A 12294-nucleotide genomic window follows, 5' to 3' on the forward strand; every position below is an offset into this window, starting at 1 on the left:
TTTATACGGTATACATTCAGTATTTATATGCTAGTTTCTAAATTTTTTGAAAAGATCCTTCCTATCCTTCAGATCTAGCAAGCTATAAATATTTTTAATATGGTATTTTACCGTACTCTCCGTAATGAAAAGTTTTTCTGCAATTTCTTTATTGGAAAATCCGTCAATCATCAATTTCAAGAGATCTTTTTGCCTATCTGTTAGCTTCTCCAGATCAATTGGAGACAAATATTGACTTATCGAATCATCATTATAATCGGTATTATTCTGAGAATAAGAATTCAGCTCTTGATTCGCCAATTCCAACTCCTTTTTGATTTTGAATTTATCTTTTTTCAGATTTTTAGTATTCTTATAAAAAGCAAACACCACAAATGCTGCCACCAAAATCACAACAACAAGCACAACAATAACACCAAAGAGATCAGACTCCTCATGCTTCAATTGCTCCTTCTCCACATATGCCTTATCTATCATGTGCATTTCAGCAACTTTAGTCTCTAAATTATCCACCTTTCTTAACGTGTCCAACAAAGCCCCAATTGCATATGCATCATCAAGACGCCCATTTAACTTGTACACCTTCTCCATTTCAGAAGCTGCATAGATCTTATATTTCAGTATATCACAGCTTTTCGCCATTTTCATGCTTTCCGCATATATACCCTCCGCTTTCTTCACATCCTTTTGCAAACCATACAGTTCGATCATTTTCCCAAACACCACAGGCATGTTGCAAGAACTAATCTCCCTCATTATTTCCAACGCTTCATCATATTTCACACCAGCTTGTTCCAGCTTTCTATCTTTCAACAACAAAAAACCCTCTTGCATCAAAATATAAGCATCATCTTCCGGATGCGAATTGCTATATTTCCGAGCAGCAATACGAGCCATAGCTTCTTTACATTTATCATATTGATTGAAATCAAAATAGACAAAAGCATACTCATAATCCAACTTCATCCTCAAAAGGTTGTCTTTTGACAAAGTCTTTGCAATAGCTTGGGATCGATTGAGATAATCAAGGCACATCATGTGATCGTTCACACTACGATATGTTGTGGCAATATAAAAAAGAACATTAGCCTCTTCTTCTTTTGTCAAATTGCCGGAAAGTAAATAATCCGAAAGCTTCTTCTGAGACAACTTGTGATTTCCCTCTCTATTATATCTAATGATCTCTTGTTCGATTTTCCCCATATCAAGACCCTGCGCAGCATTAAGAAGACCGAATAGCATTAAGAATATTACAAAAAAATAACGTGTGGACTTATAATTCATTTGTGCGAATAGTGTTTTTTAACCAAAAAAAGAAACTCCTTCAACATTGACAACACATCATAAAATTCATCCACAAAAATAACTAATTATTAGTATAATATTCTCATACATATCGTTTTTTTTTACAATTTTGAACATATTTTCTCATCAAAAATAAATTAAACCAGCAAAGCTTCACAAAGAAACAAGGCTAAAATGATGATTTTAGTGAGGAAAAAACCTTTGCCTTGTAAACAAAACTCATAAGTTTTCACCGCTTTTCAATTGAAAATTATCATTCGTCATCGCTTTGTTGATCTAAAAAAATTATATTTGTTCCTAAATCTAATTATAATAATAGTTTCATGAGTAAAATTTCGGACAGACTGAATAGACTGAGTTATTCTCAGACTTTTGTGATGAGTAACAAAGCGCGCGATATGAAAGCGGCAGGGATAGATGTGATAAGTTTAACTTTGGGAGAACCCGACTTTGACGTCCCACAAAAGATAAAACAAGCTGCTTTTGATGCCATCAACGAAAATTACAGCCACTACTCCCCTGTTCCTGGATTTTTAGAACTGAGACAAGCCATTTCTGCAAAACTGAAAAGAGATAATAACCTTGATTATAAACCAACACAGATCTGCGTTTCAAATGGTGCAAAACAATCTATCATCAATGTTTTGTTAGCAATTATCAATGACGGTGATGAGGTAATTCTTCCAGCGCCTTATTGGGTGAGTTATGATGAGATGGTAAAAGTTGTTGGTGGAACTTCTGTTTTTATTGAAACTTCTATTGAAACTGAATTCAAAATTACAGCTGAACAATTGGAAAAAGCAATTACACCAAAAACAAAAGCTTTACTATACAGCTCACCTTGTAACCCTTCCGGAAGTTATTACACAAAAGACGAGTTAGAAGCTATTGCAAACGTAATGGCAAAATATCCAGATATTACGATAATTTCTGACGAGATTTATGAGTTCATCAATTATGGAGGCGAACACGTTTCCATTGCAAGTTTCCCTCAGGTTTACGAACAAACCGCAGTAATCAACGGAATGAGTAAAGCTTTTGCAATGACAGGCTGGAGAATTGGCTATTCCGCTTGTCCTGCATGGCTGGCAAGTGCCTGTGACAAAGTCCAAGGGCAAATGACCAGCGGTGCTAATACGGTTGCTCAAAGAGCTTCTATTACGGCTTTACAAATGGACCCATCTGAATTACAATATATGATCACCGAATTCCATAAAAGACGTGATCTGGTTTTCGAATTGATGAAAGATATCAAAGGTTTCAAATGTAATCTTCCTAAAAGTGCGTTCTACTTTTTCCCAGACATTTCTTATTTCATTGGAAAGAATCTGAATGGAACTGAAATCAAAGATGCAGATGATTTCGCAATGTTCTTATTGGAAAATGCACATGTTGGTTGCGTTGGCGGTGTAAGTTTCGGAAGCCCGGAATGCATCCGTTTTTCCTACGCAGCTTCTGAGGAAGATTTGAGAGAAGCTATGAAAAGAATCAAAGATTGTGTAGAGCAATTCTAGAATTGTCAGCCTGTGGTTCTCTAATACAAATCAATAAAATCAAAACATCACTTCCAGTGATGTTTTTTTTATTTCAAAAAATATCAAATTTCTGATTTTGCTCACTTAAAAAGTTAATTGTTTGTTTGAAATTTCAATATACTTTCAGAGATATCAGATATAAAATAAGCACTTGTTACTTAAAAACCTGATATAACACTGTTAATTTCGAATCTTTCAGTTTGATAGATTTTATAAATCAAATTTTAATATTCAATTCACAAAACCTTTGTAATTTTGCTTCTGTTAATTTTAAACAATTTAAAACTTAAATATTATGTCATTAGTAGGTAAATTATTCCCAAGTGTTGCGGTTGATGCAATGAGCGAAATGGGTGACGATCTTAAGATCAATGTGTTTGAAGAAGCGGTGAATAATCAGCAAAAAGTTATTTTGTTCTGGTATCCAAAAGATTTCACTTTTGTTTGCCCAACAGAATTACACGCTTTTCAGGAAGCTTTACCAGAGTTTCAAAAAAGAAACACTATAGTAATTGGTGCATCTTGTGACACAAACGAAGTTCACTTCGCTTGGTTGAACACACCAAAAGACAACGGAGGAATCGAAGGTGTGACTTACCCGATCCTTGCTGATACTCACAGACAATTGGCAAACATTCTTGGAATTGTTGACCAAGATTTGGATTATGATGAAGAAGGAAACGAAGTTTTTACAGGTTCTAACGTAACTTACAGAGCAACTTATTTGATCGACGAAACCGGAAAAATCTTCCACGAGTCTGTAAACGATATGCCATTGGGTAGAAACGTAAAAGAATATCTTAGATTGATCGATGCTTATTCTCACGTTCAAAAACACGGAGAAGTTTGTCCTGCAAACTGGGAAGAAGGTAAAGAAGCAATGAACGCTAACAGAACTGGCGTTGCAGAATACTTCAGCAAGAATTAATATAACAATGTAAAAAAAGTGTAACAGTTTAACAATAATGAATAGAATAATTGACAAACTGTTACATTGCTAAATTTATAAAATTATGTACATAGAACTAACAGAAGATAACTTACAACAGATTGTAAGTGAAAATGATAAGGTAGTAGTTCAATATGGCGCAACTTGGTGTGGAAACTGCAGAATCATGAAACCAAAATTCAAAAAACTGGCTTCAGAAAATGATGCAATTCCTTTCTACTACGTTGATGCAGAGAAATTGCCGGAAAGCAGAAAGTTAGCAACTGTTGACAACTTGCCTACGTTTGCTGTATTTCAAGGTGGAACTTTGAAAAATCAGGTTCAGACCAATCAAGCGGAAAGTCTTAACAATCTTTTCAACGAGATCAAATAATTGATATGAAGTTACCAATCATAAGACAATTTTATCAAAATCAAACGCCGGAAAATCTGGAAGCGACTTTGGAAGTTTTGGAAAGCTTTTCAGAATTCAGAAATGTTTCTGAGGAAGATTTGAATGTCACAGGAGAACTGATCACGAACATTTGTGGAGCTTTGGAAGTTCACGCAAATGTAAACAGCGGGATGAGCGAAAAAGATGCTTTGAATGCCTTTGCTCAAAAAGTAATGGGTTCAATAGACAAATAAATAGTTTATTTTTGTAAAAAAAGGCTTTGGAAGGAGATTTCTAAAGCCTTTTTTATTTATTTTTGAATTAAATCAAATACTATGAAGGATTTTATAGCTGCCCTTCCAAAGGCCGAGTTGCATTTACATATCGAGGGAAGTTTTGAACCGGAACTGATGTTCGAAATTGCTCAAAGAAACCAAATTGAGATTCCATATAAAACAATCGATGAAGTTAAAAAAGCTTATCAATTTTCTTGTCTTCAGGATTTTCTTGATATATATTATGCTGGAGCCGGCGTTTTGATTCACGAGAAAGATTTCTATGATCTGGCAATGGCCTATTATCAGAAATGCTATGAAAACAATGTGATCCATACAGAAATAATGTTTGATCCGCAAACACATACAGAAAGAGGAATCGCTTTTGAAACTGTCATCAATGGATTGCAAAAAGCAAGATTGGATGCTAAGGAAAAATGGGGGATCAATTCTCTTTTTATAATGAGTTATTTGAGACATCTTTCTGAAGAATCTGCTTTTGAAACTTTGAAACAATCGCTTCCTTACAAAGATTTGATAACCTCTGTCGGTCTGGATTCATCCGAAATGGGAAATCCGCCGACAAAATTCAAAAATGTGTTTGAAGCTTCTGTAAAGGAAGGTTATATTCCTGTTACTCATGCCGGAGAAGAAGGTCCTGCTGAATATATTTGGGAAGCTATTGATATATTAAAAGTTGCGAGAATCGACCACGGAAACAGATGTCTTGAAGATGAAGATCTGGTTAATGAAATTGTGAAAAGAGATTTGGCCTTAACCGTTTGTCCGCTTTCAAATATTGAACTGAAAAATACTGATGTTATGACTAATCATCCATTGAAAAAACTTTTGGACAAAGGCATCAAAGCGACCGTTAATTCTGATGACCCAGCTTATTTTGGAGGTTATATGAATGCTAATTTTGAAGCTGTCCAAGAAGCTTTAAATTTATCAAAAGAAGATATTATTGCACTTGTGAAAAACTCCTTCAATTACTCTTTTGCGACTGATGAACAGAAGAAAACTTATCTTGAAAAAGTGGATGAGGTTGTTGGAGATTATGAATAATATTTTAAAACAAATTATCAAACGTAATATTTTAAATTTCGTATCTTGAAATATTTAGCTTTGAAGAAATGATAAAATTGATTTTATCTGGTAAAGAATTAATAAAACTAAATATTGGCTTTTTAGATATGAAGCAAATGTTCTTTTTGTTTTTAGTAATGGTATCATCAGTGGTTTTTTCTCAAGAGAAAACCAAAGATACAATCAACTGTAGTTTTAGAGAAAACAAAAGCTCAGTTTGCCCAATTTGCAAAAGCGATAAAAAAGTTCTATCTATATTTTATGGCTTAACAACTGGAAGATTTATGAAGAAAAATAAAAAGAAATATTATTTCGGAGGTTGTGAACTTACTGGCTGCGATCCTAAATATTATTGTAAAATTGATAATTATAAATTTTAATATTTTCAATTCTTAAGAATCATCAAACTCCTTTTATGATTTTGGAAACCATAATGTTCATAGAGTTTTTTAGCTCTCTCATTATGGTTTTCTATTTCTAACAAGACAACTTTGAAGTTATTTTCAATCGAATAGTTCTTCACAAATTCCAAAGCTTTTTTGCCCAACGATTTCCCTTGAAATTCTGGTTTCACAAACAACTCATCCAAAAACAAAATTTCGCCACCAAATTCAAAACTGAAATATTTTGCTAAAATAATATATCCAGCAATCTCTCCTTCAAAAACGATTTTGAAGCAATTTCCATAATTCTCATTATTAATGAATTTATCGAAATTATCTTTCGTTTTTATCTCATCAAAAGGATATAAATCAATCGAATAGAAATCCTTCATCATTTGAGATAATTTGGAAATATCGGAGATTTCGGCTTTTAAAACTTCGTAATTCATTTTTTCTTTTTATTTTTTCTCCAGAGCCAAGGCGGTATCGGGTCTTTATCTTGCCAAATTCCTACTCTATTTTTCCGTGCTTCGTTTTCCAGTTTTGCATAAGAAGAATCTTTGGAATATTTTTTATAATGCCAAGCCATTCCCTGCTTCAGCATTTGCTTATTTACATTTTGACCTTTATCATTGATGACAACTGCGATCAAACGTTTGTATCGGTCATATTTTTCAGCCTGAACAGTTACAAATCTTCCAAAGCAAAGATTTGACAAAGCGATTTTGGCTTGATTTCCAAAAGGCTGAGTTCCTCTTTTTTCTGGTGAATCGATATGAGCCAAACGGATTTTAATCGGATTTTTCTTGTATAGAATTTCCATCGTATCGCCATCAGAAATTCCGATAACTTTAGCAGAAAATGTTTTATGACCAAGATTTTCCTTTAATTGACTTTGTCCAAAACTGAAAATCGAAAATAGAATTAATACTAAAAATTTATTCAAAATATTAAATCTCAAATTTCTTTTTAGCCAATTCTTTTCTCACTCGGCTCAAACTTTCAGGTGTGATTCCAAGATAAGAAGCAACCATCCATTGTGGTGCGCGTAACATCAGATTTGGGTATTTTTTCAGAAAATCCAGATAACGTTCTTCCGCTGTTGTACTAATCAAAGCGTTCACTCTATTCTGAAGATTTTTGATGTGATTGAACATCAATCGTTGATTTTTTTCAGCAACTTCGGGATATTCTTTGGAAAGATGCTCAAAAAATCCATCTCTCGTGATCACAATCGTACTTTCTTCGATGGCTTCTATATAAAATCTGGATTTTTCATTCAGCAATTGACTCGTTGTATCAGAAATAATCCAACCTTCCGGTGCAAACTGTATCACGTGTTCCTTGCCTGCTTTATCGATAGAATACATTCTCAACAAACCTTTCTCAACAAAGAAAGTAGAATCTGAAATCTCGCCTTCTCTCAGGATAATTTCATTCTTTTTAACTTCTTTCACTTCATAAAAAGAAGAACAAAATTCTATACTGTTAATTGGAACGCCTAATATCTGAGAAAGATGCTTACTAAAGTTTTGATGAATCATAAATGTTTTTTGCTTTTGAAGTTAATTGCAACTCCTATTAAACTGTATCCAGATCGATATTTTGATGCGATGCATTTTTTGTAGCTTTTCCATTTTCCAGAACAATAAGCTGTGGACTCTGATGAACAACATCAAAACGGGATTCAATTTCGTTTGATAAGTTTCTGTTAGCTAACAGATCCAAAAAATAATATTCATAATCTTTATCCGAGTTCTGCATTTGATTTTCGAAGTTTTTCAAGACGGTTTTGCTGATGAAACAACGCGTAGAATGCTTGAAAATCAAAACCTTTTGATGCAATGATCTCTCAGCAGCAGAATCCAGATCCTTCTCGGACTCCAATTTTTTCCAAAGACTTTTTGTCTGATCCTGCTCTTCTTTTTTACCAAATAATTGATCTAAAAATCCCATAAAATCGATTTGAGTAAAATTATGATTTTCCTATTGAAATAGAAAATATTTTTTAATTAATGATGATGAAAAAGATGTCCACCCAAAGCCAAGATAATTCCGCAAATTACCAGAATAATCTTTTGCCAATCCATCTTGTGATTTTTGTTACTTTCGAAAATAATTACAGATGAAATATGGAGGAAAATTCCGCCAACTACAGCCAGGAAATAGACCTTCAGATTTTCATCAAAGTATTTCCCTAATAACATTCCTAAAGGAGAAGCCAATGCAAAAATCAAAACAATGAGCCAGAATTTGGTGGAAAAATTTTTGCTGTGGGCCAAGAAGCTTCCTAAGACAAAAGAAATAGGGATGTTATGAAAAAGAATTCCTAGAAGATATGGTGACAAAGTTTCCTTCTCATGAGACAAAGGAATACCTTCTATGAAAGCATGAACAAAAAGTCCAATAATCAACGCAACAGGAATGATAGAATGCTCATCCGAATGATGATGCAAATGCCCGTGTTCAAAGCCTTTCGTGAGACTTTCCAACAACATCTGAATCAACACACCGAGAATTACGAAAATCCCGATATTATGGTCTTCTGAGTGATAAACTTCCGGGAAAACCTCGTTCAAGCAAATCGTTATCAAAAAACCGGCGCTTAGAATGAGAAGATTTTTGGCGAATCGCTGTTTACTCCCAAAATATTTTCCGAGAAAAACACCAATCAGAACACTTAAAATCAATAGAATAGCTATCATTTTTTTCGGAATAAATTAATACATCTTTGTGATTCGCCTTCATCAAAATCATTCAGTTGATAATCGCCCCAACGTTTGATCAATTCGAAACCGAATTCTTCTGCAAAGTTCAGAATTTTCTCTGGAGAAGTCAGTTTTACGCGTTCGAAAAAATGATGTTTTTTATCATCTGCTTCAAAATCGATTTCTTTCATAATATATTCGCCTTCAATATGTTTTTTGATATTGAAAATGATATTTTCTCTTTCGATAGAGGCTTTCGGAGTGATCACTTTTCTTACATATTCGGCATTCAGAAAATCAAGGACAAAATAACCATCATCTTTCAAAACATCAGAAACAGAACGGAAAACACTTTTGTCCTCTTCTTCAGTTTCGAAATAGCCGAAACTTGTAAACAGATTGAAAACTGCATCAACAGGCTCGTTATCAATTTTATTCCTCATGTCGTGAACATGGAATTTTAAAGAGTCATTTTCAAACTGTTTATCATAATTGATACTTTGTTCAGACAGATCCAGACCGAGAATATCATAGCCTAATTTGTTAAGATAAATAGAATGTCTGCCTTTTCCGCAAGCCAAGTCAATTATTTTAGAATTTTTTTCAAGTTTCAGAAAATCAGTCAAAAGATCAAGAAAATCTTCTGCTTCTTTGTAATCGTGATTTTTGTAAAGAATATGATAATATGGTGTATCAAACCATTTTTCGAACCATTGCATCCTGCAAAAATAGTGATTTTTGGTTGACAGTTGATAGTTGTTTGTTGATGGTTTTTATAAGTTATGATAATTTCTATCAACTATAAACCAACAACCATCAACTAAAATCCATATTTTTGCGCTATGAATACAGATAATCTGCAAATACAAATCAAAACTTTCTTCGGTCTGGAAACCATTTTGGCAGAAGAAGTTAAGAAACTAGGAGGTAAAAAAGTAGATGCTAAAAACCGTGCAGTCACTTGCGAAGGTGACCTCGGCTTTTTGTACAAACTCAATTATTCTTGCAGAACAGCGCTTAAGATCATGGTTCCTATTATGGAATTCAAAGCTTTTAACGAATCTAAATATTATGATAAATTATTCAAGTTCGAGTGGGACCAGTTTTTGGAAAAACATCAGTCTTTTGCTATCGACTCAACTGTGAATTCGGAGAGATTCAAGCATTCTCAGTTCATGACCCTGAAAATGAAAGATGCTATTGTCGATTATTTTCAGGAAAAATATAATATAAGACCAAATGTTAATAAAGATAATCCAGATATCAAATTCCATCTTCATATTGATAGAGAATTGGTTACGATCTCTATCGACAGTTCTGGCGATCCGCTTTTTAAACGTGGTTACAGAAAAGAGCAAACTGTTGCGCCAATTAATGAAGTTTTGGCTAGCGGAATGCTGCAACTCGCAGGTTGGGATGGAAAAGGTAATTTCCTTGACCCGATGTGCGGTTCAGGAACACTATTAATAGAAGCGGCAATGATAGCTATGGATCTGCCGGCTCAGATTTTCCGTAAGAGTTTTTCTTTTCAGAACTGGAAAAATTATGATGAAGAATTATTTCAAAAGATAAAAGAATTCCGGATCAACAGAGTAAGAGAGTTCGCTGGAAAAATTGTTGGTTATGATATGGACGCAAGAGCTCTGAACGCAGCAAGAACCAATATAGAAGCTGCCGAAATGGAAGATATCATCGAGGTTAGAAAACAAAACTTTTTTGATTCTGAGAAAGACATGTTCCCATTGTTGATGGTTTTCAATCCACCTTATGACGAGAGAATCTCTATTAACGACGATGATTTCTACAAAAAAATCGGTGATACTTTCAAACAACATTATCCAAATACTTTGGCTTGGCTGATTTCTGCTGACCTGGATGCTCCAAAGAAAATCGGACTTAGACCTTCCAGAAAAATTAAACTTTTCAACGGAAAACTAGAGACGAGATTTTTGCAGTATGAAATGTATGATGGGACAAAGAAAGTGCATAAATTAGAAAAATAAAATCCACATTGAATTCAATCTCCATCATCATCGCAATTTTCAACAGAAAAGACGAACTATTCGAGCTTCTGAATTCTCTTTCTCATCAGACAGATAAAAATTTTGAAGTTATAATTGTAGATGACGGTTCCAAAATTGCACTTCTTCCAACGGTTGAACTATTTGAAGAACAATTGGATATTCAGTTTTTCAGAAAAGAAAATTCTGGTCCTGGATTGAGCCGAAACTACGGTGCAAAGCGAGCCAAAAACGATTGGTTGGTTTTTGTAGATTCGGACGTGATTGTGGAAACAGATTACATCGAAAATATCAAGAAGAACCTTACCGAAAATCCTTGCGATGCTTTTGGTGGCGCAGATAAAGCGCACCGAGGTTTCAATCTGATGCAGAAAGCTATTTCTTATTCTATGACCTCGGTTTTTACAACTGGTGGAATCCGTGGAAGCAAAAAATCGGTAACAAAATTTCAGCCGAGAAGTTTCAATATGGGCGTGAATAAAGCAAAGTTTTTGCAGGTTGGCGGTTTCTCAGAAATGAGGATTGGTGAAGACCCGGATTTATCGATGACGTTTTGGGAAAATGGCTTCACAACCTTGTTTTTTGACAATATTGGTGTTTATCACAAACGAAGAGCCAACTTCGGAAAATTCTCAAAACAAGTCTATCAATTCGGTTGTGCAAGACCAATCCTTAATCAGAGACATCCGAAATATGCTAAGCCAACTTTTTGGTTTCCAAGTCTGTTTTTATTAGGATATTTGGTGGGAATTATCCATTATTTTGTTTGGGGAAATGGTTTAATTCTAGCGTTGTACGGACTTTACACATTTCTCGTTTTCTTCCACGCTTTGATAGTAACAAAAAATATCAGCATTGCAGGAATGGCGATTATTTCAACCTACATCCAAATGTTTTCTTACGGTTACGGCTTCCTGAAGTCCTGGTTTCTTCTTAATATTATGAAGCAAACGCCGAGAGAAGCTTTTCCAAAACATTTTCATTAGATTTAAACATAAAAAAGCTTCACGCAATGTGAAGCTTTTAGAAAATAATATATATAACCTTAGTTTCGAGAAACTATCTTAGAGAAATCATTCTGCTGAAACTATCGCCGTCTTTTTCAACATTGATGATGTAAGTTTCAGGATTTGCAGGATTCAAATCGAAAGTCAAATCAATCAATCCGTCTTTCGCCACATTATTTTTGCTGTAATATGTGTTGTTTGCTGTATCGAAAACAGAAACTTTTACATCCCCGATCACATTGGCCATTTGCAATTTCACAACATTTTTGTTAATTGTATATTCTGGTTTAGAAATCGCAGAAACCGGAGACTTTTCTAAAGTTACATTCTCGCCATCAACTACGATTTTATATTTTTCAATTTTAGCATCCGATTCAGCAACAAGGAAGTAAGTTCCGGAATCCATTCCACTCATATTGTAAGATTTCTCAACATTTTCACTTTTAAGTGTTTCAGAAAAAATTTCGTTTCTATCACTGTTATAAACATATAGAGAAACATTTTTTGCATTAGAAACTTCGAAATGCAAAGTTTTCTGACTAACTTCTCCAATTGCTACAGAGAAATCTTTATCCTTAGCCATTGCGCTTGTAGAGATGAATATACTTGCTACAAGAAAACCAAATTTTAATATACTTTTCATAATAAT

Annotated in this window: 16 protein-coding genes; 8 read left to right on the top strand and 8 right to left on the bottom strand. The window is 34.1% G+C overall.

Features of this window, described 5'->3' with window-relative positions; genetic code table 11:
• Positions 1-30 precede the first annotated feature (30 nt).
• Positions 31-1242, bottom strand: coding sequence for a LuxR C-terminal-related transcriptional regulator (locus RTX21_RS05695; RefSeq protein ID WP_312765902.1), 1212 nt, complete (start codon positions 1240-1242; stop codon positions 31-33).
• Positions 1243-1628: 386 nt separating this feature from the next.
• On the opposite strand from RTX21_RS05695, the gene RTX21_RS05700 reads away from it, so the two are divergent.
• From RTX21_RS05700 to RTX21_RS05725, 6 genes are all read left to right on the top strand, one after another.
• On the top strand, positions 1629-2819 hold the full coding sequence (locus RTX21_RS05700; protein WP_312765903.1) for a pyridoxal phosphate-dependent aminotransferase: 1191 nt from the start codon (positions 1629-1631) through the stop codon (positions 2817-2819).
• Positions 2820-3135: 316 nt separating this feature from the next.
• Positions 3136-3768, top strand: coding sequence for a peroxiredoxin (locus RTX21_RS05705; RefSeq protein ID WP_312765904.1), 633 nt, complete (start codon positions 3136-3138; stop codon positions 3766-3768).
• A gap of 85 nt (positions 3769-3853) precedes the next feature.
• A complete protein-coding gene (locus RTX21_RS05710; protein WP_312765905.1) occupies positions 3854-4162 on the top strand; it encodes a thioredoxin family protein in 309 nt (102 codons plus the stop codon).
• Between the two features lie 5 nt (positions 4163-4167).
• Entirely contained in the window at positions 4168-4416 is a 249-nt protein-coding gene (locus tag RTX21_RS05715) for a DUF6952 family protein (RefSeq protein ID WP_312765906.1), read from the top strand.
• A gap of 81 nt (positions 4417-4497) precedes the next feature.
• A complete protein-coding gene (locus RTX21_RS05720; RefSeq protein ID WP_312765907.1) occupies positions 4498-5505 on the top strand; it encodes an adenosine deaminase in 1008 nt (335 codons plus the stop codon).
• A 68-nt stretch (positions 5506-5573) separates the two neighbouring features.
• Positions 5574-5906 carry a hypothetical protein gene (locus RTX21_RS05725; RefSeq protein ID WP_312765908.1) on the top strand — a complete coding sequence of 111 codons (333 nt, stop codon included), beginning with the start codon at positions 5574-5576 and terminating at the stop codon, positions 5904-5906.
• Between the two features lie 5 nt (positions 5907-5911).
• Here the strand turns inward: RTX21_RS05725 and RTX21_RS05730 are convergent, their stop codons facing one another.
• From RTX21_RS05730 to RTX21_RS05755, 6 genes are read right to left on the bottom strand one after another with little or no spacing between them, the layout of a single operon-like run.
• Positions 5912-6358 (bottom strand): GNAT family N-acetyltransferase, encoded by a 447-nt coding sequence (locus RTX21_RS05730; RefSeq protein ID WP_312765909.1) that lies wholly within the window; start codon positions 6356-6358, stop codon positions 5912-5914.
• Positions 6355-6855, bottom strand: coding sequence for a thermonuclease family protein (locus RTX21_RS05735; RefSeq protein WP_312765910.1), 501 nt, complete (start codon positions 6853-6855; stop codon positions 6355-6357). The genes RTX21_RS05730 and RTX21_RS05735 overlap by 4 nt, the downstream gene beginning before the upstream one ends.
• A 4-nt stretch (positions 6856-6859) precedes the next feature.
• Positions 6860-7453: a Crp/Fnr family transcriptional regulator gene (locus RTX21_RS05740; RefSeq protein ID WP_312765912.1), complete on the bottom strand. Its 594-nt coding sequence runs from the start codon at positions 7451-7453 to the stop codon at positions 6860-6862.
• Positions 7454-7490: 37 nt separating this feature from the next.
• Positions 7491-7865 carry a bacillithiol system redox-active protein YtxJ gene (gene ytxJ / locus RTX21_RS05745; RefSeq protein ID WP_312765913.1) on the bottom strand — a complete coding sequence of 125 codons (375 nt, stop codon included), beginning with the start codon at positions 7863-7865 and terminating at the stop codon, positions 7491-7493.
• A gap of 56 nt (positions 7866-7921) precedes the next feature.
• Positions 7922-8614, bottom strand: coding sequence for a ZIP family metal transporter (locus RTX21_RS05750; RefSeq protein ID WP_312765914.1), 693 nt, complete (start codon positions 8612-8614; stop codon positions 7922-7924).
• Entirely contained in the window at positions 8611-9366 is a 756-nt protein-coding gene (locus RTX21_RS05755; protein WP_312766316.1) for a class I SAM-dependent methyltransferase, read from the bottom strand. The genes RTX21_RS05750 and RTX21_RS05755 overlap by 4 nt, the downstream gene beginning before the upstream one ends.
• 93 nt (positions 9367-9459) lie before the next feature.
• On the opposite strand from RTX21_RS05755, the gene RTX21_RS05760 reads away from it, so the two are divergent.
• Positions 9460-10620: a class I SAM-dependent RNA methyltransferase gene (locus RTX21_RS05760; RefSeq protein WP_312765915.1), complete on the top strand. Its 1161-nt coding sequence runs from the start codon at positions 9460-9462 to the stop codon at positions 10618-10620.
• An 8-nt stretch (positions 10621-10628) separates the two neighbouring features.
• On the top strand, positions 10629-11624 hold the full coding sequence (locus RTX21_RS05765) for a glycosyltransferase (RefSeq protein WP_312765916.1): 996 nt from the start codon (positions 10629-10631) through the stop codon (positions 11622-11624).
• A 73-nt stretch (positions 11625-11697) separates the two neighbouring features.
• On the opposite strand, the gene RTX21_RS05770 is transcribed toward RTX21_RS05765, so the two are convergent.
• Positions 11698-12288, bottom strand: coding sequence for a T9SS type A sorting domain-containing protein (locus RTX21_RS05770; RefSeq protein ID WP_312765917.1), 591 nt, complete (start codon positions 12286-12288; stop codon positions 11698-11700).
• Positions 12289-12294 lie beyond the last annotated feature (6 nt).

It is taken from the genome of Epilithonimonas sp. (genome assembly GCF_032054305.1).
Classification (GTDB): Bacteria; Bacteroidota; Bacteroidia; order Flavobacteriales; family Weeksellaceae; genus Epilithonimonas.